General features: G+C 65.6%; 22 protein-coding genes. 16 read left to right on the top strand and 6 right to left on the bottom strand.

Translation table 11 applies throughout. The annotated features are described in order from the left end of the window. Positions 1–119 precede the first annotated feature (119 nt). From ACQR10_RS07395 to ACQR10_RS07375, 5 genes are all read left to right on the top strand, one after another. The gene (locus ACQR10_RS07395; RefSeq protein ID WP_316215593.1) at positions 120–1,406 is read left to right on the top strand and encodes an NAD(P)/FAD-dependent oxidoreductase; all 1,287 of its coding nucleotides are present in this window, start codon (positions 120–122) and stop codon (positions 1,404–1,406) included. Next, a complete protein-coding gene (gene trxC, locus ACQR10_RS07390) occupies positions 1,403–1,843 on the top strand; it encodes a thioredoxin TrxC (RefSeq protein WP_316215594.1) in 441 nt (146 codons plus the stop codon). The genes ACQR10_RS07395 and trxC overlap by 4 nt, the downstream gene beginning before the upstream one ends. Positions 1,844–1,904: 61 nt before the next feature. Then, the gene (locus tag ACQR10_RS07385) at positions 1,905–2,108 is read left to right on the top strand and encodes a YgaP family membrane protein (RefSeq protein WP_315739305.1); all 204 of its coding nucleotides are present in this window, start codon (positions 1,905–1,907) and stop codon (positions 2,106–2,108) included. Positions 2,109–2,145: 37 nt separating this feature from the next. After that, positions 2,146–3,591 carry a cytochrome c oxidase accessory protein CcoG gene (gene ccoG / locus ACQR10_RS07380; protein WP_316215595.1) on the top strand — a complete coding sequence of 482 codons (1,446 nt, stop codon included), beginning with the start codon at positions 2,146–2,148 and terminating at the stop codon, positions 3,589–3,591. A 196-nt stretch (positions 3,592–3,787) separates the two neighbouring features. Next, complete coding sequence (locus ACQR10_RS07375; RefSeq protein ID WP_315712536.1) at positions 3,788–3,994, top strand: hypothetical protein; 207 nt, start codon at positions 3,788–3,790, stop codon at positions 3,992–3,994. Between the two features lie 22 nt (positions 3,995–4,016). Here the strand turns inward: ACQR10_RS07375 and ACQR10_RS07370 are convergent, their stop codons facing one another. Then, positions 4,017–4,655, bottom strand: a complete 639-nt coding sequence (locus tag ACQR10_RS07370) for a TetR/AcrR family transcriptional regulator (RefSeq protein ID WP_315800376.1) — start codon at positions 4,653–4,655, stop codon at positions 4,017–4,019. 265 nt (positions 4,656–4,920) lie between these two features. Between ACQR10_RS07370 and ACQR10_RS07365 the strand changes: the two genes are divergently transcribed. The 9 genes from ACQR10_RS07365 (at position 4,921) to ACQR10_RS07325 (ending at position 13,910) form a co-directional block, all read left to right on the top strand. Continuing rightward, complete coding sequence (locus ACQR10_RS07365; RefSeq protein ID WP_316215896.1) at positions 4,921–5,781, top strand: FAD binding domain-containing protein; 861 nt, start codon at positions 4,921–4,923, stop codon at positions 5,779–5,781. Next, positions 5,778–6,311 (top strand): (2Fe-2S)-binding protein, encoded by a 534-nt coding sequence (locus tag ACQR10_RS07360; RefSeq protein WP_316215596.1) that lies wholly within the window; start codon positions 5,778–5,780, stop codon positions 6,309–6,311. The genes ACQR10_RS07365 and ACQR10_RS07360 overlap by 4 nt, the downstream gene beginning before the upstream one ends. Further along, positions 6,308–8,683, top strand: coding sequence for a xanthine dehydrogenase family protein molybdopterin-binding subunit (locus ACQR10_RS07355; protein ID WP_316215597.1), 2,376 nt, complete (start codon positions 6,308–6,310; stop codon positions 8,681–8,683). Before ACQR10_RS07360 ends, ACQR10_RS07355 begins: the two co-directional genes overlap by 4 nt. A gap of 24 nt (positions 8,684–8,707) precedes the next feature. After that, a complete protein-coding gene (locus ACQR10_RS07350) occupies positions 8,708–9,958 on the top strand; it encodes an ABC transporter substrate-binding protein (protein WP_316215598.1) in 1,251 nt (416 codons plus the stop codon). Positions 9,959–9,968: 10 nt separating this feature from the next. Then, on the top strand, positions 9,969–10,841 hold the full coding sequence (locus tag ACQR10_RS07345; RefSeq protein ID WP_315800372.1) for a branched-chain amino acid ABC transporter permease: 873 nt from the start codon (positions 9,969–9,971) through the stop codon (positions 10,839–10,841). Next, positions 10,841–11,842: a branched-chain amino acid ABC transporter permease gene (locus ACQR10_RS07340; RefSeq protein WP_316215599.1), complete on the top strand. Its 1,002-nt coding sequence runs from the start codon at positions 10,841–10,843 to the stop codon at positions 11,840–11,842. Before ACQR10_RS07345 ends, ACQR10_RS07340 begins: the two co-directional genes overlap by 1 nt. After that, positions 11,839–12,594 (top strand): ABC transporter ATP-binding protein, encoded by a 756-nt coding sequence (locus tag ACQR10_RS07335; RefSeq protein WP_316183494.1) that lies wholly within the window; start codon positions 11,839–11,841, stop codon positions 12,592–12,594. Before ACQR10_RS07340 ends, ACQR10_RS07335 begins: the two co-directional genes overlap by 4 nt. Further along, positions 12,587–13,306, top strand: a complete 720-nt coding sequence (locus ACQR10_RS07330; RefSeq protein ID WP_316215600.1) for an ABC transporter ATP-binding protein — start codon at positions 12,587–12,589, stop codon at positions 13,304–13,306. Before ACQR10_RS07335 ends, ACQR10_RS07330 begins: the two co-directional genes overlap by 8 nt. Before the next feature lie 259 nt (positions 13,307–13,565). Next, positions 13,566–13,910, top strand: a complete 345-nt coding sequence (locus ACQR10_RS07325) for a Lin0512 family protein (protein ID WP_316215897.1) — start codon at positions 13,566–13,568, stop codon at positions 13,908–13,910. 686 nt (positions 13,911–14,596) lie between these two features. On the opposite strand, the gene ACQR10_RS07320 is transcribed toward ACQR10_RS07325, so the two are convergent. Next, positions 14,597–14,830, bottom strand: a complete 234-nt coding sequence (locus ACQR10_RS07320; RefSeq protein WP_316181013.1) for a cysteine rich repeat-containing protein — start codon at positions 14,828–14,830, stop codon at positions 14,597–14,599. 154 nt (positions 14,831–14,984) lie between these two features. On the opposite strand from ACQR10_RS07320, the gene ACQR10_RS07315 reads away from it, so the two are divergent. Then, positions 14,985–15,227: a hypothetical protein gene (locus ACQR10_RS07315; protein WP_316181011.1), complete on the top strand. Its 243-nt coding sequence runs from the start codon at positions 14,985–14,987 to the stop codon at positions 15,225–15,227. Between the two features lie 31 nt (positions 15,228–15,258). On the opposite strand, the gene ACQR10_RS07310 is transcribed toward ACQR10_RS07315, so the two are convergent. From ACQR10_RS07310 to ACQR10_RS07295, 4 genes are all read right to left on the bottom strand, one after another. Further along, positions 15,259–15,621: a hypothetical protein gene (locus ACQR10_RS07310; protein ID WP_316215601.1), complete on the bottom strand. Its 363-nt coding sequence runs from the start codon at positions 15,619–15,621 to the stop codon at positions 15,259–15,261. A gap of 70 nt (positions 15,622–15,691) precedes the next feature. Beyond that, the gene (locus ACQR10_RS07305; protein WP_316215602.1) at positions 15,692–16,090 is read right to left on the bottom strand and encodes a hypothetical protein; all 399 of its coding nucleotides are present in this window, start codon (positions 16,088–16,090) and stop codon (positions 15,692–15,694) included. A gap of 34 nt (positions 16,091–16,124) precedes the next feature. Continuing rightward, complete coding sequence (locus ACQR10_RS07300; protein WP_316215603.1) at positions 16,125–18,686, bottom strand: polynucleotide kinase-phosphatase; 2,562 nt, start codon at positions 18,684–18,686, stop codon at positions 16,125–16,127. 8 nt (positions 18,687–18,694) lie between these two features. Continuing rightward, a complete protein-coding gene (locus ACQR10_RS07295) occupies positions 18,695–20,074 on the bottom strand; it encodes a 3' terminal RNA ribose 2'-O-methyltransferase Hen1 (protein ID WP_316215604.1) in 1,380 nt (459 codons plus the stop codon). Between the two features lie 195 nt (positions 20,075–20,269). On the opposite strand from ACQR10_RS07295, the gene ACQR10_RS07290 reads away from it, so the two are divergent. Further along, positions 20,270–21,250, top strand: coding sequence for a glycerophosphodiester phosphodiesterase family protein (locus ACQR10_RS07290; protein ID WP_410051391.1), 981 nt, complete (start codon positions 20,270–20,272; stop codon positions 21,248–21,250). The last annotated feature ends 80 nt before the right edge of the window (positions 21,251–21,330 follow it).

Below are 21,330 nucleotides of genomic sequence, written 5' to 3'. Positions count from 1 at the left end.
ATGTCAGCATCAATTTTCATAGTTGCGTATATACAGATATTCGAATATATAGTCAAGGCCGGCGGCGGCGCCGCGGTGACATGAAGCAAGAATGAATCAAGTGCGGATGGAGGATCCCAATGGCGGAAATCGTGGTGATCGGGGCGGGGCTGAGCGGCTCGCTGATGGCTTATGAAATGTTGCCGCAACTGAGGAGGGAGGATCGCGTGACCGTTGTCTCGCAGGGGTCTTCCTATCATTTCGTGCCATCCAACCCATGGGTGGCCGTGGGCTGGCGCAAGCGCGACGAGATCGAGATCGATCTGGTTGACGTTATGCAGCGCAAGGGCATCCGGCTGCTGACGCAGGGCGCCAAGCGCGTGCATCCGGCCGAGAACCAGGTCGAGCTGACGGATGGCGGGATCGTGGCATACGATTATCTCGTCGTCGCCACCGGTCCCGAACTCGCCTTCGACGAAATCCCGGGGCTTGGACCCGATGGGCATACACAATCCGTGTGCCACGTCGACCACGCCGCTCATGCCAAGGCGGCCTTTGACAGGCTCGCCGAGAAACCCGGGCCGGTGATCGTCGGTGCGGTACAGGGCGCCTCCTGCTTCGGCCCCGCTTACGAATTCCTCTTCATCCTGGAAACCGAGCTGCGCCGGCGCAAGATGCGCGACCAGGTGCCGATGACCTTCGTGACCTCCGAGCCCTATATCGGCCATCTCGGCCTCGACGGCGTCGGCGACACCAAGGGCCTGCTGGAAAGCGAGATGCGCGAAAAGCACATCAAGTGGATCACCAGCGCGCGCGTCACCAAGGTCGAGGATGGCCGCATGTTCGTGGAGGAGGTCGCCGACGACGGCACCGTCCGCAAGACGCACGAGCTGCCGTTTGCCTATTCGATGATGCTGCCCGCCTTTCGCGGCGTGGGAGCCGTCCGCGGCATCGACAAGCTCACCAATCCCCGCGGCTTCGTCGTCGTCGACAAGCATCAGCGTAATCCGACCTTCCCCAACGTGTTTGCCATCGGCGTCTGCGTTGCGATCCCGCCGATCGGGCCGACGCCGGTGCCGGTCGGCGTGCCCAAGACCGGCTTCATGATCGAATCGATGGTGACGGCGACGGCCTTGAACATCGGGGCGCTGCTGCGCGGCCAGGAGCCAAAAGCCGAGCCGACCTGGAACGCGATCTGTCTTGCCGATTTCGGTGATTCCGGCGTCGCCTTTCTGGCCCAGCCGCAGATCCCGCCGCGCAACGTCAATTGGTCGTCGAAGGGAGAGTGGGTGCATTACGCCAAGGTCGCCTTCGAGAAGTACTTCCTGCGCAAGATGAGGCGCGGGACGCCCGAGCCGTTCTACGAGAAGTTCCTGCTCGACCGGCTCAACATCGCCAAGATCAAGGAGGTCAGGACCGGGACATGAGCAACGGTTTGCAGATCGTGTGCGGCCATTGCGGGCAGATCAACCGTCTGCCCGCGGACCGGGCGCCGACGCAGGGGAAATGCGGCAAGTGTCATACGCCGCTGTTCGGCGGCCATCCGATCGAGGTCGACCAGGCCGCGTTCGAACGTCATGTCGCGCATAGCAGTTTGCCGCTGCTCGTCGACGTCTGGGCGCCGTGGTGCGGTCCATGCCGTGCGATGGCGCCGATGTTCGCGCGCGCGGCCCAGGAGCTGGAGCCGCGTGTGCAACTCTTGAAGCTGAACTCGGACGAGGCGCCGGAGGTGTCGGCACGGTTCGGCATCTCCGGAATTCCGACCATGCTGCTGTTGCAGCAGGGGCGGGAGCTGGCGCGGATCTCGGGTGCGATGGACTCGCAACGAATCGTCGCCTGGGCACTGTCCAGCCTGCGGCAATAGCCGTACCGCCGGGCAGTCACTTGCTTGATTACGCTCAAATGCAACCATGAAGGAATATGTCATGAACGTCGACAAAGCGGTTCTCACCTTCGCAGGGATCGTGGTCCTGCTCAGTCTGGCGCTGGGTTGGTACGTCAGTCCCTACTGGTTCTTGCTGGCGGCCTTTGCTGGCGTGAACATGATCCAGGCCTCGTTCACGGGCTTCTGCCCGGCAGCGATCGTCTTCAAGAAGCTGGGGCTCAAGAGCGGCAACGCGTTCTCCTGAATCGGTCGGAAGGACGGCAAGATGAAGCGGGGATATCATGGCTGACTCGGACGACACCTATATCGTCGGGCCGCTCTACAAGGCGCGCGACAAGGTCTATCCGGCGGCCGTGCACGGCCGCTTCCGGCGCATCAAGTGGACGATCCTGTGCATCACGCTCGGCATCTACTACCTGCTGCCCTTCGTCCGCTGGGATCGCGGACCCGGCATGCCGAACCAGGCGGTGCTGGTCGATTTCCCGCACCGCCGGTTCTACTTCTTCTTCATCGAGCTGTGGCCGCAGGAGGTCTACTACTTCACCGGCCTGCTCATCATTGCGGCGGTCGCCCTGTTCCTGATGAACGCGGTCGCCGGCCGGCTGTGGTGCGGCTACCTCTGTCCGCAGACGGTGTGGACCGACCTGTTCTACGCCGTCGAGCGCTGGGCCGAGGGCGACCGCCGTGAGCGCATGCTCAGCGACAAGCGCGGCTGGACCTTCACCCATATCCGCCAGGCCGCGCTCAAGCACTTCCTCTGGATCATGATCGGCTGGTGGACCGGCGGCGCCTGGGTGCTGTATTTCGACGATGCGCCGACCCTGGTGAAGGACCTTGCCACCTTCCAGGCGCCGTTCACCGCCTATCTCTGGATCGGCATCCTGACGGCGACGACCTATGTGTTCGCCGGTCACGCCCGCGAGCAGGTCTGCATCTATATGTGCCCGTGGCCGCGCATCCAGGCGGCGCTGACCGACGAATGGGCGCTCAACGTCACCTACAAGGGCGACCGCGGCGAACCGCGCATGTCGGTCAAGAAGGCGGAAGCCGCTCGGCTGCAGGGCGCACCCGCCGGGGACTGCATCGACTGCCACCAATGCGTCAACGTCTGCCCGACCGGCGTCGACATCCGCCACGGCATCCAGCTCGGCTGCATCCAGTGCAGCCTGTGCATCGACGCCTGCGACAGCGTGATGACCCAGATCGGCCGTCCGACCGGCCTGATCGGCTACGACACCGACATCAACGTCCAGCGCCGCAAGGAAGGCAAGCCCGAGATCTACCGGATCATCCGGCCGCGCACGATCATCTATGCGAGCTTCATCGCGATCGTCGGCGGAATCATGCTGTACTCGCTGGCGACGCGCGGCACGATGGGCATCAACGTGCTGCATGAACGTAACCCACTGTTCGTGCAGTTGTCGGATGGCGGCGTCCGTAACGACTACACGGTCCGCCTGCTCAACAAGCGCGGGCCGCGCGACTTCGTGCTGGACGTCGTGGGGCTTCCGAACGCCAAGGTGACGGTGGCCGGCGAGACGCGCGAGCAGGACGGTCGCATGGTGATCGATGTGGGCCAGGATCAGACTCGCGAGATCCGCATGTCGATCGAGGCCAAGGGGGCCGACCTTCCCTCCGCGCCGGTGGACATCGAGATCAAGATCACGGATCCGGCGACCGGGACGTCGGTCAGCAAACGCGATCACTTCGTTCCAGCGACACGATAGAGCAGTGTCGTTCGATCGCCGACCGCGAGGCATCGCCGACAGTCCGTCGGCTCATCGGGACTGATCGAGGGAGGAGCGGTCGCTCCTCCCTCGATTGCTGAGTCCGGTTGTTCCAAATCAATGCCGCCTGGAGGCCGCAGGCAGAGCATTCTCGCGTCAAGGGATCGAAAGCTTTCCTACTGGCGGAGAAGGACAGATGTTCAAGGTCGCAATTCTCATCTGGGTCATGCTGGGCACGGTGCTGGCAGGCAGCGCGGTGACGGCATTGTTGACGGTGCAGGGGCTGGTCGCGAGTCCGATGAAAGACCTGCCGTTGGCGGCGCTGGTCGGATTCGTCGTCGCCATGCCGCTATCGTATCTCGTCGCCGCGAAGATCAAGGGCGGGCGCGGCCGGACGGCGTGACGGTCATCGACGACGGGCCGGATCATCGTAATGGTCCGGCCTGATCGTCGTGCAGCAGTCGCGGGAGTGCCAGTCTGGCGCCGTCCATGAAGAGGTCGATCGCATCACGGACGGTCTGCTCGAGATCGGATGGAACGGGTGTTTCGTAGATGAACTTTCGGATCGCGAGATAGAAGATGCGTCCGTGCAGTCCCCAGAACATCTCCGCCTCGCGGCTGCCGAGGGGGTGGGTCGCGGTGTCCGGAAGCTGCAGTTCATGCCGCAGCTCGATCGCGGCAGGCTCGATGATCTCGCGCCGGACGAGGTCGAGATAGCGGCCGGTGATGCCGAACGACTTCATGCCGGAGAACACGAAGATCCGCACCCAGTTGTATTCGAACACGCGCGCCACGTAGTCGAGATAGAAGCCGGTCAGTCGCGCCTTGAGCGGATGGCTGCGATCGCGGATCAGCGGGCCCCAGTCCTGCGACCAGCGGCTCAGATAGACCTCCTGATAGACGCGTTCGATGAGGGCTTCCTTGCTGGGGAAGTGCCGGTAGATCACCGAATGCGCGATGCCCATGCGCTTGGCGAGCTCCCGCGTCTGGCCTTCGAAGCCGCGCTCGGCGAAAAAGCGGATCGCTTCATCCACGATCAGGCGCTCGCGGTCGGCAGCGCGCATGTTGCGGCGCCTCGCCTGTGGGCGGCCGTCGGTTTTGCGCGGGCGTCCACCAATGCGGCCCTTCGTCTCAACGCTCGCTGTCTTCGGAGTCCTGGCCATGGTCTCAATCGATTGTGGCGACAAGCCTGTCTGATACCCGAAAGCAGATTTGTGACCAATCGTTCGTTTCTGGTTGACCGCACTGCCGCCGCGTGCAATTCTTTTGAGACCAGATGGTTACAAATCTGGAATTTCGGGCTGGCGAGCCCTGGCGGCGAGGAAACGGATGAAAGCGAGGGCTTTCAGCTATTTTCGTGCACACACGATCGGCGAGGCGCTCGAAGCTCATGCGAGCGCCGGCGACGATGCGCGATTCATTGCCGGTGGCCAGAGCCTGGTTCCGGCGCTGGCGTTGCGTCTCCAGGCCCCGCGAACTCTGATCGATATCAACCACATTGCAGAGCTGCGCGGCATCACGCGGGACGGCGAATGGTTGCGGATCGGCGCCTTGACCCGGCACTGCGAGATGCTGACCGATCCCTTGATTGCCGAGTTTGCCCCGCTGTTGCGTGCCACGGCGCCGTTCGTCGCGCATCCTGCCATCCGCAATCGCGGGACCTTTGGCGGCAGCGTCGCGCTGGCCGACCCGGCCTCCGAATTTCCGGCGATGGTGCTGGCGCTCGACGCCGAGATCGAGATTGCCGGCGCGTCCGGCCTGCGCCGCGTCAAGGCCGACGACTTCTTCACCGACCTTTTTGAGACTGCGATCGCGCCCGGCGAGCTCCTCGTTGCGGTTCATGTTCCTCTCTTCAAAGCCGGTCAGCGCATCGCGTTCGATGAGCTGGCCCGCCGGCGCGGCGACTATGCACTGGTCGGTTGCGGTCTGCTCGCGACCTGCCGGGGCGATCTGATCGAGCGCCTCCGCATCGCGTTCTTCTCGGTCGGCAATGTCCCGACCCGTGCGAGACATGCGGAGGCAGCCCTCACCGGCAGCCGGATCGATGCTACACGGATTGCGGCCGCGCAGGCCGCGCTCGACGACGATCTCGCGCCTGCTGACAGCGACGACGTTCCGGCGGCGATGCGCCTGCATCTGGCGCGCGTTCTGCTCGGCCGGCTGCTGGGACGGATCGGAGAAGCCGCATGAGCGCGCCGGTCGACGTCGAGACCGAGGAGCAGGTCCGTATTCGCCTCATCGTCAACGGCCGCAAGGTCGCGTGTGACGTCGCGCCCCGCGACACGCTGGTGGATTGTCTTCGCCAGCAGCTCGAATTGACCGGCACGCATGCCGGTTGCGAGATGGGCGCCTGCGGCGCCTGTCTGGTTCAGCTCGACGGCGCTGCCGTGCATGGTTGCCTGATGTTTGCCGTGCAGGCCGATGGTGCGCGCATCGAGACCATCGAGGGGCTCTCGGAGAGCGGCGTGATCGCCGACCTGCAAGCCGAGTTTCATCGGCGCAATGCGCTGCAATGCGGCTTCTGCACGCCGGGCATGCTGATCACCGCTCATGAGCTGTTGACCCATTCGGCACGGCCGAGTCGCGAGAGCATCCGCGACGCGCTCTCGGGCAATTTCTGCCGCTGCACCGGATACGAAGCGATCGTTGACGCCATTGCCGCGGTCGCCGCGGAACGGGCGGCAACGCCATCGCAGGGCGCGGAGGGCTCGTCGCCATGACCGTGCCGCTGACCTCGCTCGACCGTCCAAATTCCTATATCGGCCGCTCCGTCCCGCGTCCGAATGCGAAGCGGCTGCTCGCCGGACGCGGGCGCTACGTGACCGACATTCGCCTGCCGCGCATGCTGTACGCCGCCTTCCTGCGCAGCCCGTATGCTCATGCGCGCATCACCGGCATCGACGTCGATGCGGCGCGGGCGCTTGCGGGCGTTCATCTGGTCGCGACCGGCGCTGATCTGGCGAAGATCTGTACACCATGGACCGGAACACTCGATCATTTCAAGGGCATGACGTCCGAGCCGCAGCTGCCGTTGCCGCTCGATCGCGTCGTCTGGGCCGGCCAGGCCGTGATTGCCGTGGTTGCCGAGAGCAGGGCGATCGCGGAGGATGCGCTGGAGCTGATCTCGGTCAGTTACGAGGAGCTGCCGGCGGTGGTCGATCTCGACGCCGCGCGCCAGCCGGGGACACCGCGGGTCAATCCGGCTTCCGCGTCCAACGTCTGCTTCCGCACGCAGCTCGACAGCGGCGGCGTCGACGAGGCCTTCGCGGCGGCCGCGCACGTGATCGAGCAGGACTTCAGCTTCGGCCGTCATACGCCGGTGACGCTCGAGCCGCGCGCCATCGTCGCGGACTATGATCCCGAGGGCGGTGCGCTGACGGTGCACCATGCGACGCAGACGCCTTATCAGTTCCAGGATCTGTACTCCCGCCATTACGGCATCCCGGAAGCCAGCGTGCGCGTGATCGCGCCGGATATCGGCGGCTCATTCGGCATGAAGCTGCATGTCTATCACGAGGACATGGCGGTCGTCGGATTGTCGATCCTGCTCGGGCGCCCGGTCAAATACGTCGCCGATCGCATCGAGTCCTTCGTCTCGGATATTCATGCCCGCGATCACCATGTCCACGCGCGCATGGCCGTTGGTACCGACGGCAAGATCCTCGCCATGGATGTCCACGATGCCACGGCGATCGGCGCGTTCTCGACCTATCCGCGCACCAGCGTCGTCGAAGGCAACCAGGTCATCCGCCTGATCGGTGCGCCCTATGATTTCAAGTCCTATCGCGCCGCGCTCGAGGTCGTATTCCAGAACAAGGTGCAGACCAGCCAGTATCGCGCGGTCGGACATCCCATCGCCTGCGCGGTCACCGAGCGCATGGTGGATCTCGCCGCTGCCCGCGTCGGGCTCGATCCATTCGCGATGCGCGCCAGGAACGTGATTGCCGACAATGCCTATTCGACGGCTTCGCCGACCGGCTACAAGTTCGAGGCGCTGTCGCACGAAGTCTGCCTGCGGCGGCTGCGCGAGATCATGGACTATGACGCGCTACGGGCCGAGCAGGCCGAGCTGCGCCGGCGCGGTATCCATCGCGGCATCGGCATCGCGACCTTCGTCGAGATTACGAACCCCAGTCCGGCCTTCTACGGCGTCGGCGGCGCGCGCATCTCGTCGCAGGATGGCGCGACCGTCAGCCTGACGCCGTCGGGCGAGGTGCGCTGCGCGATCTCCGTGACGGAGCAGGGGCAGGGCACCGAGGCGATCATCAGCCAGATCGTCGCCGAGCAGCTCGGCCTCGCCCAGGAGCACGTCAAGATCATCACCGGCGATACCGAGGTCACGCCGCATGGTGGTGCGACCTGGGCCTGCCGCGGCGCGGGCATCGGTGGCGAGACGGCACTGCAGGCCGCGCGGAAGCTCAAGGCAAACATTCTGGAGATTGCCGCGCTGGTGCTGCAGGAGCAGCCCGCCGCGCTCGACGTCGTCGATGGCCAGATCGTCAGTGCCGCGACGGGGCAGCCGCGTCTGCCGGTCGCCGAGATCGCGCGCATCGCCTATTTCCGCTCCGACACCTTGCCGCCGGGCACCCAGGCGCAACTGACGGTCAGCCATCATTTCGCGCCGCAGGGCTACCCCTTCGCCTTCACCAACGGCATTCAAGGCTGCTATCTCGAAGTCGATGTCGAGACCGGCTTCATCAGGCTGCTGAAGCACTATGTCGTCGAGGACTGCGGCCGCATCATCAATCCGATGCTGGTCGACGAGCAGTTGCGCGGCGGTGTCGTTCAGGGTCTGGGCGCGGCGCTGTTCGAGGAATGCCGTTACGGTGAGACCGGCCAATTGCTCAACGGATCGCTGGCCGACTATCTGGTGCCGATGGCGATGGAGATGCCGGACATCACCATCGATCACGTCGAGACGCCGACGGCGGACACCATTCTCGGCGCAAAGGGCTGCGGCGAGGCCGGCACCGCCGCTGCCTCGGCCTGCGTGCTGAATGCGGTCAATGATGCGCTGATGCCCTTCGGCGCGACCATCAACACCATCCCGATCACGCCCGCGCGCGTGCTCAAGGCGCTCAACCGGTTCTAAGAAAAACGAATGAGGGAGGAGATCATGCCAAGCTACGAGACGAGGCTGCGACGCCCAGGAATATCCCGCCGCACGGCGTTGATGGGAATGTCGGCCGGTGTCGCCACGCTCGCGATGCCGCGCCTGGGACGCGCCGCCGATGACACCATCCGCATCGGCTTTCCGACGCCGCTGACCGGCCCGTTCGCCGCCGAGGCCCGTGACCAGGTCAAGTGCGCCGAGCTCGCCGTGAAGCTGGTCAACGACAAGGGGGGCATCGCCGGCCGCAAGGTCGAGCTCCTGGTGCGCGATGACAAGCTCAACGCCGGCGAGGCCGCGACGCGGACGCTGGAGCTGATCGAGAAGGACAAGGTGCACGCCGTCGTCGGCGCGCTCTCCAGCGCCGTCCAGCTCGCCGTCAACGAGGTGACGCGCGCCCGCGGCGTGATCTACGTGTCGATCAGCCAGTCCGACACCATCAACGAGGCCAAGGATTTCAGCAAGTACACCTTCCATGAGGCGCTGAACCCGCACATGACCACGGCGGCCGTGGCCCGCCAGACCATCAAGAAGGGCATGAAGGTCGCGCATCTCGTGGCCGACTATGCCTACGGCCATGAGATGCTGCGCGGCTTCAAGCGGGCGCAGACCGCTGTTGGCGCCGAGAGCGTCGGCGAGATCCTGCATCCGTTCGGTGCGGCCGACTATTCGACCTTCATGCCGCGGCTGATGTCGCTGCGGCCGGACGTGCTGTGCATCAGCAATTTCGGCCGCGACCAGGCCAACGCGATCAAGCAGGCGGTCGACTTCGGCATCAAGCAGCAGATGAAGATCGTGGTGCCGGTGATCCTGCACAACCAGCGTCTCGCCGTCGGGCCTGACGTGTTCGAGGGCGTGGTCGGAGGCGCCAACTATTATTGGGGTCTCGAGACCCAGAACAAGACCGCGGCCGAGTTCAACAAGGCGTTCCGGGCCGCCAATGGCGGCGCGATCCCGACCGATTACGGCGCCTATGGCTACTCGGGCGTCGGCTCGCTGCTGCAGGCGATGCAGGCCGCCGGCGGCACCGACACCGACAAGGTCGTCGCGGCACTGGAAGGACTGCAATACGACCTGACCAAGGGCCCGCAGCACTACCGCAAATGCGACCACCAGTCGGTGCAGTCGGTGCTGGTGCTGGAGTCCAAGAAGAAGTCGGCGATGGCCAACGAGAACGACCTGTTCGCGATCGTAGCCAGCGATCCCGGGGCGGACGAGATGCTGCGAAGCTGCAGCGAACTGGGTCATCCCACCTGATCCCGATAGCATGGACCTCTCGCTGATCATCATGCAGCTGTTTTCCGGCATCGCCCTTGGGGCGGTGCTGGTCATCACTGCGCTCGGTCTCACCATCGTGTTCGGCATGCTGGGTGTCGTCAATTTCGCCCACGGCGCGTTGTTCATGATCGGGGCCTATGCCGGCCTGTATGTGGCGTCGCTGACCGGCAGCTTCTGGTGGGGCTTGCTGCTCGCGCCAATTCTGGTCGGCGCATTCGGCATGCTGATCGAATACGTCCTGGTCCGTCGCCTGTATGGCCGCTCGATCGATGATCCCCTGCTGCTCACTTTCGGTCTCAGCTACATCCTGGTCGAGGGCGTGCGCATCGTATTCGGCAGCGATGGCATTCCGTTCCCGACCCCGTCGCAGTTGGTCGGCGTCGTCGATCTCGGTGTCGGCTTCTTTCCCAAATATCGTCTGTTCGTGATCGCGCTGGTGGCCGTCGTGCTGCTGGTGCTCTGGCTGATGCTGGAGAAGACCCGGGTCGGTCTGATCGTCCGGGCCGGCGCGCGTGATCCGCTGATCATGCGGGTGCTCGGGGTCGACATCGGCAAGGTGTGGCTCGCGATCTTCGGCCTTGGCGTCGGTCTCGCCGCGCTCGGCGGCGTGCTGGCGGGACCCATGCGCAGCGTCAATCCGGAGATGGGAACGCTGGTGCTGGCGGAAGCCTTCGTCGTCACCGTGATCGGCGGCCTTGGCTCGATCGTCGGTGCTGTCGTCGCCGGGCTGATGGTGGGGATCTGCATCAGCATGGTCGCGCTGTTCGCGCCCGAGATGGCGACGATCGTGATGTTCGCGCTGATGGCGGCCGTGCTGCTGGTGCGGCCGCAGGGTCTGTTCGGCCTCAAGGGGAGAGCGTGATGACGGTGCAGTCGACCGGCGAAGCACCGCCGCTTCCTCAGGCGCAGCGTCTCGTCGCGGTTCTCGCGGATCACCGCGTGCTGGTCTCGCTCATTGCGCTGGCGCTGCTGCCCTGGCTGCTGCCGTCGAAGGCGCTCGCCGTGAACGTCCTGATCTACGGCGTCGTGGTGATGGGCTACAATCTGCTGTTCGGCTACACCGGGCTGCTGTCGTTCGGCCACGCCGCATTCTTCGGCACCGGCGCGTATCTGACCGGCATCGCCATCGGCCGCTGGGGCCTGCCCTGGTTCGCCGCGGTGCCGCTGGCGATCGCCGCGAGCACCTTGCTCGCCGCGTTGATCGGCACGATCTCGACGCGCACCCGCGGCATCTATTTCTCCATGGTCACGCTCGCGCTGGCGCAACTCGTCTACTACGTCGCGCTCCAGGCCTCCTCCTTCACCGGCGGCGAGAACGGGCTGCGCGGCTTCACGGTCGAGCACATCGGTCTGTTCGGCGCGCAGATCAACTTCCTCGATCCCGTGAACAAATATTACGTGCTGATGGTGCTCGCGGCGATCGCGATCTGGGTGCAGTCGCGCATTCTCAACTCGCCGTTCGGCGCCGTGATCGAGGCGATCAGGGAGAACGAGCAGCGCGCGCGGGCCTGCGGCTACGACGTCGAGCGCTGCAAGCTGATCGTGTTCATGCTGTCGGGCGCGATCTCCGCCGTCGGCGGCTGCATGTCGGCGCTGCATCTGTCCATCGTTCCGCTCGACATCCTGCACTACCAGACCTCCGGCATGATCGTGATGATGGTGCTGCTCGGTGGCGCACGCAGCTTCTTCGGGCCGTTCGTCGGCGCCGCTACCTTCCTGATCCTGGAGGACGTCGTCTCGCTGTGGACGCCGCATTGGCAGATCGTCGTCGGCGCCATCTTCGTCGTGTTCGTGCTGTTCCTGCCCAAGGGCATCTGGGGCAGGTTCCTCGATGTGCTGCCGATCGCGAGGCAACGCCGATGAGCACCGAACTGCTGCGCGCGGACGGGATCGGCCGTCGTTTCGGCGCCTTCGTCGCGCTGGAAGGCATCTCGGTCGCGTTCGCGGCCGGCGAGCTGACCTCGATCATCGGCCCGAACGGGGCCGGCAAGAGCACCTTCTTCAACATTCTCTCCGGCACGCTGTCGCCGAGCAGCGGCACGTTGCGGTTCAAGGGCCGCGAGCTGAACGGCCTGCCGCAGCATCGCTTCGTGCATCAGGGCATCTCGCGCTCGTACCAGATCACCAACATCTTTCCCGATTTGTCGGTCCACGAGAATGTCCGGGTCGCCGCGCAGGCCATGCGCGTGAGCTACGACATCTGGCGCAAGCGCGCCGATCTTGCCGAACTCGGCGAACGCGCCGATGCAGCCTTGATGGCGGTCGGCCTGATCGGCCGGCGCGGCGAGCTCGCCAAGTATCTCGCCCATGGCCAGCAGCGCGCGCTGGAGATCGCGATTGCGCTGGTCTCCGAGCCGGAGCTTCTGCTGCTCGACGAGCCGACCGCGGGCATGGGGCCGGAAGAGACCAAGGAGATGGTGGCGCTGCTGGAGCGGCTCGCGGAGAAGCGCACGGTGCTGCTGGTCGAGCACAAGATGAAGATGGTGCTCGGCTTGAGCCAGCGGGTGCTGGTGCTGCATCACGGCCGGCTGCTCGCCGATGGTCGTCCTGAGGACATCCGATCCAATCCGGACGTGCGCCGGGTCTATCTGGGACAGAGTGAGGGCTATGGCTGAGACCGCGTTGCTCGAGCTCGACAATGTCCAGGCCTGGTACGGCGCCAGCCACGTGCTGCACGGCATCTCGCTGCGCGTGAACGAGGGTGAGGTGGTGGCGCTGGTCGGCCGCAACGGCGCCGGCAAGACCACGACCTTGCGTACCGTCATGGGACTGATGCCGAAGGCCTCGGGCAGCGTGCGCTTCGCCGGCCAGGGCCTGCTGCCGCTGGCCGCGCACAAGCGCTTCCATCTCGGCCTCGCCTATGTGCCGGAGGAGCGTCGCATCGTGCCGGGCCTGTCCGTGCGCGAGAATCTGCGGCTTGGGCTGGTCGCCGCCAAGGCCGACATCGACGAGCGCGTGGCATTCGCCGAGATCGCCGAGACCTTTCCGCGATTGAACGAGCGGCTGGACCAGGAGGGCGTCACGCTGTCGGGCGGCGAGCAGCAGATGCTGGCGATCGCGCGCGCCTTGATCGCGCGGCCGCGCGTGGTGCTGCTCGACGAGCCCTCCGAAGGCATCATGCCGGTGCTCGTCGAGGAGATGGGCGTGCTGTTTCGCCGGCTGCGCGACCAGGGCAAGACCTTGCTGCTGGTGGAGCAGAATGTCGAATGGGCGCTGCGGCTCGCCGATCGCGCCGTCATCATTGACCAGGGCGAGGTCGTGCATGAGAGCAGCGCCGCGGCGCTGCTGGCCGACAAGGACATCCAGGATCGCTACTGCGCGGTGTGACGTTGCGCGGTTCGCCGGCATCATGACGGGTCATCTCGGCGGCGGCAGTTGCGGCAGGCGCGCAAGCCCGATGCCCGCGGCCCGAGACCATCTCACGGGCTTTCTCAGCGTCAGTTCTGAGCGTCATCATGTACGATATACGCCCGCAATGGATGACCGTTTTGATGCGGAGATCGTCGTCGATCTGCACCGGCTTGCGCCGGCTGCGTCGTTGGCTATGGTCGTGCCAGGCCGGCAAAGCGAGACGAGGGAACACGTCATGGCGCGCATCCGCTGTATCACCGAGATGGGAATGGGCGTCGACGTCCACGGCCGCGACGCCACCAAGGCGGCCAGGCGGGCGGTGTCCGATGCGATCCGTCATTCCAGCCTGGGCTTCTTCCGCATGGTCGGCAAGACGCCGCAGGACATGTTCGTCGACGTCACCATCGGCGTGCCGAACCCCGAGGCGGTGGACACCGCGGCCGTCGCCAAGGAGCTGCCCTATGGCACGGTCACCGTCACCGCCGTGAAGGGCGGGCTGGAGATTCCGGCCGAGGCCGGCAGCGACGCCATCATCATCGCCAATGCGGCGGTGCTGGTCCATCTCGACGATCGCAAGTGAGAGCTCGCGCCCATCTCGCTGAACGGATTGTTCTGATGTGAATGTCAAACAGCCGGATATGCGATCGCGATCCCGCGGCGCGTTGCGCGCCCGGGTGATATCAGAACGATGTCCCTCTCGAGAGGAGAGGGCGCAGGGAAGACCGGGTATCCGCTGATACCCGCGGCCCCCGTGCGTGAAGAAGTGCACGGGGCAGGAACCACAGGCTCAGCCGGACATTCCGGCCTTCCCTGCGCAACGGTTTGACGGCTTATACGTGCTCTCCCCGGGGACCGGCTTGTTTGCCCCCGTCGCCAGCCGGTCATCGTCTCGGCCGGCTTGACCTCAGCATCGGGAGGCCAGGACCACACGATTTCGCCGGCGCATTCTGCCGTTCGTCCGCACGGAGAACCATGCTGCGGCAGCCTACGCCCGTCGCATCACCGCCTCCACGTTCGTGACGATCGCGAAGCGCCCCTCATGGCGAGGCGGGACAGGCGGAGTATTTCATAAAATTCGGAAAAACGAAAGCGAAATTTTCGTGGACGCGGCGTGCGAACCTCGATCGCATTGGAAGGGCTGGTGTTTGGCGCCGAAGATCGGCTTCGTCTGGGCGCAGACGATCTCGCCCGGGCGAAGCCGGATCGCTGTGGAAGTTGCCGGCTGGCCTGCACCCGGAACGGGGCCAGGCCAGCCGATGCGCATGCTCAGCGTCTTTGGCCTTTGCCTCGGCCGGGTCCCGTCGTGTCGAGAGCCTGGCGGCAATCCGCTGAGACTTTCTCGCGGTTGGTCTCGAGGCAGGCGCGAACCTGGCCTGCGCCGTGCTGCTTGCCGGAGCAGAAGCTCTGGATGTCAGCGGCGCATTGCGTTGCCACCGGCCCGGTTCCCTGAGCGAAAGCGGGCATGGCCGCGATGGCGGCGATGACGATGGCGAGTTGCAAGGACGTCCTCATTCAAGCCTCCTTGGGGAGTGGTGTAGGCACGGTAGCGAGGTAGCGTGTGTCCTGCGTCCGTTCGTTGCGCAGGATCAAGCCGAAGGGGATCGCGCCGGAGGAACGGCTTCGCGTTCCGGGAATCGTGCCTGGAGGAAACGGCGTGACTGCCAGGAAGCTGCTCCACGATGATGATATCGCCGACATCGAGTGGCAGTACCAATACCTGCTGCGTCAGCAGCATGACCGCGATGGCTTCGATCTCCTCGAAGGCAGCCGGCACATCGGTGACGATGTCAGCGGCCCTGCGGAAGCTCACCCTCGTCGACCTGAGGCCACCGTCCTACGCTCACCCCGCCGCTCGATCGGCTCGCTCGTGCGCCCCCGCGGCTGCGCGCTGGGATGACGAGACGGGTCTCAGAAGCCGGTCCGCGCACTCAAGACAAGCTGATCTCGGTTTCGCCGTCCGGCCCGATCAGCGTCAACATTCCGGGCGTGCCCTCGCCACCGGAGAGGTAGTGATAACTGTCCAGGGCACGTCCGCTCGGAATGCCGAGAAGCTCGGCGAGGCCCGTCAACCTGTCTTCGGCAAACATGAACGGCTTGGCTGGGGACGGCGTGGGGACGGTTGCGGCAGGCCTTGTGGCCATGCGCCTTTCGATGTCGGCGAGATATTGCTCGAGGCTCGGCGGATTCGGCATCTTGGCGGCAATTATCGGATAGGCCTGGATCGCTTTCTTACGCACCGCGTTGCGAGGTGCGGCGTCGCGAACGTGGAGGTTGGTGATGAACGATCCCATGGCTCCCTTCCGCAGTTCGGCTGCCCAAAGTCACGTTTGGCTCGAGAGCGCCCGTCACTGGGCGCCACAACTACGGAGCGTAGGCACCATGGGCGGCTGTGATACTCTCGCAGATGACGTCGACATATTCGTCATAGAACATGATGCGAAAATGTCGGCAGCGGGCAAGATGCCGCTGGGAGAAGCTCATCAGCCAGGCTGATCGTCCCAGGTCCACCACGGCGGCTTGATCGATCGCGGGCCCCCAACCGACGGTTTCACGGGAATAGTCATGGACTTCCTCTGGGGTGACTTGATGCACTTGAGTCTTGTGAAGGATCAAGTGTCGCATATCGTCCTCGGAAGCCCAGTCCGGGTTCAGATAGTCGAGGGCGATCAAGTTCAATCCGTGGCCGAAAAAGTGCGCTCGTCGCAGCTCTGGTCCGCGTCCGTCAGCCCAGATCCAATCGCGCAAGACCGGCTTGTACATCGCAGAAGATCGCCGTGGTTGGTTGTTGAGCGGCTCACAGCCGCGGATCGATCGGCTCGCTCTCCAGTGCCAGAACTGCGAACACGCATTCGTGCACGCGGCGCAGCGGCTCGCGGGAGACGAAGCGGGTCAGCGCCTCGTGGCCGAGCGCGAACTCGCGCAGGGCCAGGTTGCGCTTGCCCTCGAGCTTGCGCTGGCGCAGCCGGACGATGTGCTCCGGCGCATCATATTCCGGGCCGTAGATGATGCGCAGATATTCCGGCCCGCGCACCTTGAGCGCCGGCTGAATGAGGCCCTTCGGTCCGCGCGCGACGAAGTTTTTCGGCTTCACCACCATGCCTTCGCCGCCGCTTCCCGTGAGCTGCTCCCACCACGCGATGGCGTCGGCGACGGCCGTGTCGTCGGCCAGCACAACAGTGCGCCATTGCGTGCGAGTGACAACGGATGCTGATGCGGCGGCCAGCCGATCGGCGAGCGTCATGTGCCAGACGTGGTCCTGATCGAACCAGACCCGGCCCTCGCTGGCGAGCAGATGAAACGGCGCGACCTTGAGATCGTCGATGCCGCCGACCGGCCAGACATAAGGCGCCCAGGCAGCGCCATAGCGCTTGGCGCGCGCGACACGATCGCGGAAATGGTCGCCGAGCGCGGCGACATCGAGGCCACGCGCGGCGGCGCGCGCCACTGCGTCGGCTGCTGCTTCGAGGCCGGCGACCGATGACGCCGCGACCGGCGCGTACTGGCTCTCGATCAGGCTGCCGGCCTTGGCCGACCAGGGCATGATCTCGGCGTCGAGCAGCAGCCAGTCGGATTGCAGCTCCTGCCACAGGCCGGCGCTGTCGACAGCGTCACGCAGCCGTGCCAGCAGCGCCTCGGTCATCGCGGCATCGTTGAAGAAGGCGCGGCCGGTGCGGGTCCAGATCGCGCCGCTCTCGTCGCCTGCGATGCCGAAGCGGGCCCTGGCAACATCGGCGCTGTTGCATAGCGCAATGGCGGCGCGCGAGCCCATGTGCTTCTCCTCGCACACGACCTCGGCAACGTTGCGGGCGCGGAAATGCGCGAACGCCTCCTCGGGCCGTTCCAGCCAACCCTCGCGCGCGCTCGTCTCCGATGGCGACATGGTCGGCGGCAGATAGACCAGCCATTGCGGCGGCAGCGCGAAGCGGCTCATCACCTCCAGCGCGGCGGCCGCGTTCTCCTCGGCCACGACCATGCGGCCGCGCAGCGTGGTGTCGATCCAGCGGCGGCCGCTCACATCATCGATATCGAGCAGCTGATCGGCCTCGGCCTGCGCGGAGGCGCTGCCGGCGCGAGGCGCGAGCGGACGGACCGGCTCGCACCAGACGCGCTCGGCCTCGACCTCGACGAGCTCACGCTCCGGCCAGCGCAGCGCTGTCAGCCGGCCGCCGAACACGCAGCCGGTGTCGATGCACATGGTGTTGTTGACCCATTCGGCTGATAGCACCGGCGTGTGACCGTAGACCACGGTGGTCGGTCCGCGGTAGTTCGCGGCCCAGTCGGCGCGCAAGGGCAGGCCGAATTCGTCGATCTCGCCGGTGGTTTCGCCATACAGCGCGAATTCGCGCACTGCGCCGGAGCCGCGGCCGATCATCTCCTCCTTCAGCCCGGCATGCGCCACCGCGAGCCGGCCGCCGTCGAGCCAGACATGGCTGCGCAGCCCGTCGAGAAAGCCCGGCAGAGTGTCGCGGAAGCTTCGCTCCTCGCTGGCGAGCTGATCGATCGTGGCCTGCAGGCCGTGCGCGATCGTGACCTTGCGGCCCGCCAGCCAGCGCTGGAATTTGCGGTCGTGATTGCCCTGCACGGCATAGGCGGTGCCGGCCGCCACCATGCTCATGACGATGCGCAGCACATCGGGTGATTGCGGGCCGCGGTCGACGAGGTCGCCGACGAAGACGAGCTTGCGGCCCGCGGGCGGCGTCACTGTGACGGCGCGTCGACCCTCTGTGTCGCTCCATGTGACCTGATAGCTGAGCTTCGCCAGCAGCGCCTGCAATTCGGCCGCGCAGCCGTGGACGTCACCGATGATGTCGAACGGTCCGGCGTCATGCCGCTTGTCGGTCCACAACGGCTGCCGCGCGATGGTCGCGGCCTCGATGCGCGCGACGCTGTCGAGCTTCCACACCTGGCGAAAGCCCTCGCGCTGCAGCCCACCGAGACCACGGCGGATCTCCGAGACCATGCGCTGCACGACGGGGCCGCCGAAGGCGCGCTCGGGACGCGTCCTGTTTCTGTCGATGCAGACGTCGATGCCGGGATCGAACACGATCGCGACCGGCAGCGCATGCCATTTGCGCGCGAGCTCGACCCAGCCCTTCCGGTCGGCAGGGCGCACATTTGTGGCGTCGATGACGGCGAGCCTGCGGTGCTTCAGCCGCTTGCCGGCAATTTCGCGGACGATGTCGAACGCGTCGGCGGAGACGCCCTGGTCGGTCTCGTCGTCGGCGACCAGCGCGCGGCAATGGTCCGAGGAGATCACCTCGGTAGGAAGGAAATGCCTGGCGGCGAAGGTCGACTTGCCGGAGCCGGTCGAGCCGATCAGCACGACCAGCGCGAAATCGGGGATTTCGATGTTCATGGAATTGCTCAGCGAGTGAAGACGGCCATCTGCGTCGGCGCGCCATGGCTCTCGTCGTGATGGCCGATGCCGGAGAAGGCGGCCTGATAGTTGAAGGTTGCGCAGATCCGCTGCGCCCAGTCGGCAAACTCGGCGCGCGACCATTCGAAGCGATGGTCGCGGTGGCGAAACTGTCCGGCGGGCAGGCTTGGAAACAGTGCGTTGTAGTCGGCGTTCGGTGTGGTCACGATCACCGCGCGCGGCCGCGCGGCGCCGAACACCACGCGCTCGAGCATCGGCAGCCGGTCGGGATCGAGGTGCTCGATCACCTCGACCAGAACAGCGGCGTCGGCCTCCGCCCAGCGCGCGTCGCGATAGGTGAGCGAGCCGTGCAACAGCATGACGCGACCCTCGGGCGGCGCGCCGGGCGCGCCCAGCTTCAGCCGCTTGGCCGCGCGCTCCAGCTCGCGGACGGCGGGATCGAGCCCGATCAGCCTGTCGACCCAGCGCTCGCGGACCAGGAGCTGCAGCAGCCTGCCTTCGCCGCAGCCGAGGTCGGCGACAATTTTGGCGCCGCTCGCCCGCAACGCCTCGACCACGGCGGCCATGCGCAGGTCGTTGAGGCGGGTCGGCGCCTCCAGTGTCTCTTCTGACTCGCTGCGCGCCTCGGGCTCGATGGCCTCGTCCTGCGTCTCCGGCGCGAGCCGCGCCAACGCCGCGCGCGCGAGCACACCGCGGTGGCGTAGATAGCGGCGCACGATCAGCTCCTTCGCGGGATGCGCGTCGAGCCAGCCTTCGCCGCGCTTGAGCAGCTTGTCGATCTCCTCGTCGCCGACCCAATAATGCTTGGCGTCGTCCATGACGGGGATCAGCACGTAGAGATGATTGAGGAGCGCGCTGAGCCGCGCGGTGCCGCGCAAGGTGAGCCGGACGTAGCGGCTCGACGGATCGCCTTGCGGTCCCGGGATCGTGGTGAGACCGACCTGCCAGCCGAGCGGCTCGAACAAATGCCGCAGCACGGCTTCGCCGCCGCGCAGGGGCAGGGGTGTCACAACCGCTTCGAGTGCAATGGCGCTGTCGGCGAGCTCCTGGCGCGCGCTGCTGACGCCGTTCATCGCGGTCCGGAACGCCTTGTTCAGCGCGACCGACAGGAACGACGACGCGGCATAGGGCCTGTCGTTGACATATTGGTCGAGCAGCCCGTCGCTCTGGCCTTTGCCGCGGACGAGGCCGATCGGGTCGACGTCGAGCACCAGCGCCGCCTCGCAGCGGCTCTCGCTGGCCTCGGGATAGAAGATCAGCGCCTTGCCATAGGTGAGCGCGAGCTCGTGCAGACGCTCCGGATGCTTGTTGAGCAGGTAGCCGAGATCGGTGGCAGGCTGATGGGTGGTGGCGATGGACAGGTACATGAGGTCAGATACCGGATGAGGAAACAACGATCCAGTGCTTCGAAGCCAAAGTTTGGCGGTGGCCGTTCTCGCATTCGCTTTCGCATCGGCTCTGGGAGCGCTGGACAAAAGGTGCGCCATCTCCGCAGGACGACTCTTGCGGAGAACGAGGGCAGGGACGCAATTCGGCTCGAATCATCATGGAATTGACATCGCATGAGCAGAGTCATGAAAATCGCCGGGCTGCTGGTGCTGATCTGCGCCGGCTTCATGTTCTTCAACAACGCCAATCTGCAGGTGACAAAGGAGACTGGGCGGCTGCATCTCCTGGCTCATCGAGGGATGTCACAGCAGTTCGATCGCACCGGCCTGACGAGCGAAACCTGCACCGCGGCGCGGATGCTGCCGCCGACGCATGAGTATCTCGAGAACACCATCGCCTCGATGCGCGCCAGCTTTCTGGCCGGCGCCGATATCGTGGAATTCGACGTGCACCGAACCACCGATGGCCAGTTCGCGGTGTTCCATGACTGGACGCTCGACTGTCGCACCGATGGCAAGGGCGTCACGCGCGAGCATGCGATGACGGCGTTGCGGCAGCTCGACATCGGTTATGGCTACACCGCCGATGGTGGGCGCACGTTTCCATTCCGCGGAAAGGGCGTCGGCCTGATGCCGTCGCTGGACGAGGTGCTCGCAGCCTTTCCGGACAAGCCTTTCCTGATCAACGTCAAGAGCAATGATCCGGCGGAAGGCCGACTGCTGGCGGATGCTCTGGCGCGCTTGCCAGGCGCGCGACGGGCGCGACTGATGGTCTATGGCGGCGACGCACCGATCGCGACGCTCAGGGCGTCTCTGCCGGATCTCAAGGTCATGTCGCGCGGCATGCTGAAGAGCTGCCTGGTCCGTTATCTCGGCTATGGCTGGACCGGCCTGGTGCCGCCCGCGTGCCACAACATGATGGTGCTGGTCCCGATCAATGTCGCGCCGTGGCTGTGGGGCTGGCCGGATCGATTCCTCGCGCGCATGACACGCGCCGAAAGCAGCGTCTTCGTCCTCGGCTCCTATAGTGGTGAGGCGTTCTCGGCCGGGCTGGACACACCGGACGACATCGCCAGGTTGCCCAAGAACTTTACCGGCGGCGTCATGACCGACGAGATCGAAACCGTGGCGCCGCTGCTCAAGCAGACGCCTTGAAGCCAAGCAGCTCAAGTCGCCGCCGAATGTGCCTGGTTAACGGAAGACCCGGGCGCGTCTGTGACGCGTCCGGGTCGGTT

Source organism: Bradyrhizobium sp. HKCCYLRH2060, assembly GCF_051168135.1.
Taxonomy (GTDB): Bacteria; Pseudomonadota; Alphaproteobacteria; order Rhizobiales; family Xanthobacteraceae; genus Bradyrhizobium.
This window is presented reverse-complemented; position numbering and strand designations above follow the sequence as displayed.

Bases quoted from the DNA above. Each gene is read 5' to 3' on its own strand.
- ACQR10_RS07395 (WP_316215593.1), top strand. From the start codon at position 120: ATGGCGGAAATCGTGGTGATCGGGGCGGGGCTGAGCGGCTCGCTGATG.
- trxC (WP_316215594.1), top strand. From the start codon at position 1,403: ATGAGCAACGGTTTGCAGATCGTGTGCGGCCATTGCGGGCAGATCAAC.
- ACQR10_RS07385 (WP_315739305.1), top strand. From the start codon at position 1,905: ATGAACGTCGACAAAGCGGTTCTCACCTTCGCAGGGATCGTGGTCCTG.
- ccoG (WP_316215595.1), top strand. From the start codon at position 2,146: ATGGCTGACTCGGACGACACCTATATCGTCGGGCCGCTCTACAAGGCG.
- ACQR10_RS07375 (WP_315712536.1), top strand. From the start codon at position 3,788: ATGTTCAAGGTCGCAATTCTCATCTGGGTCATGCTGGGCACGGTGCTG.
- ACQR10_RS07370 (WP_315800376.1), bottom strand. From the start codon at position 4,655: ATGCGCGCTGCCGACCGCGAGCGCCTGATCGTGGATGAAGCGATCCGC.
- ACQR10_RS07365 (WP_316215896.1), top strand. From the start codon at position 4,921: ATGAAAGCGAGGGCTTTCAGCTATTTTCGTGCACACACGATCGGCGAG.
- ACQR10_RS07360 (WP_316215596.1), top strand. From the start codon at position 5,778: ATGAGCGCGCCGGTCGACGTCGAGACCGAGGAGCAGGTCCGTATTCGC.
- ACQR10_RS07355 (WP_316215597.1), top strand. From the start codon at position 6,308: ATGACCGTGCCGCTGACCTCGCTCGACCGTCCAAATTCCTATATCGGC.
- ACQR10_RS07350 (WP_316215598.1), top strand. From the start codon at position 8,708: ATGCCAAGCTACGAGACGAGGCTGCGACGCCCAGGAATATCCCGCCGC.
- ACQR10_RS07345 (WP_315800372.1), top strand. From the start codon at position 9,969: ATGGACCTCTCGCTGATCATCATGCAGCTGTTTTCCGGCATCGCCCTT.
- ACQR10_RS07340 (WP_316215599.1), top strand. From the start codon at position 10,841: ATGACGGTGCAGTCGACCGGCGAAGCACCGCCGCTTCCTCAGGCGCAG.
- ACQR10_RS07335 (WP_316183494.1), top strand. From the start codon at position 11,839: ATGAGCACCGAACTGCTGCGCGCGGACGGGATCGGCCGTCGTTTCGGC.
- ACQR10_RS07330 (WP_316215600.1), top strand. From the start codon at position 12,587: ATGGCTGAGACCGCGTTGCTCGAGCTCGACAATGTCCAGGCCTGGTAC.
- ACQR10_RS07325 (WP_316215897.1), top strand. From the start codon at position 13,566: ATGGCGCGCATCCGCTGTATCACCGAGATGGGAATGGGCGTCGACGTC.
- ACQR10_RS07310 (WP_316215601.1), bottom strand. From the start codon at position 15,621: ATGGGATCGTTCATCACCAACCTCCACGTTCGCGACGCCGCACCTCGC.
- ACQR10_RS07305 (WP_316215602.1), bottom strand. From the start codon at position 16,090: ATGTACAAGCCGGTCTTGCGCGATTGGATCTGGGCTGACGGACGCGGA.
- ACQR10_RS07300 (WP_316215603.1), bottom strand. From the start codon at position 18,686: ATGAACATCGAAATCCCCGATTTCGCGCTGGTCGTGCTGATCGGCTCG.
- ACQR10_RS07295 (WP_316215604.1), bottom strand. From the start codon at position 20,074: ATGTACCTGTCCATCGCCACCACCCATCAGCCTGCCACCGATCTCGGC.
- ACQR10_RS07290 (WP_410051391.1), top strand. From the start codon at position 20,270: ATGAGCAGAGTCATGAAAATCGCCGGGCTGCTGGTGCTGATCTGCGCC.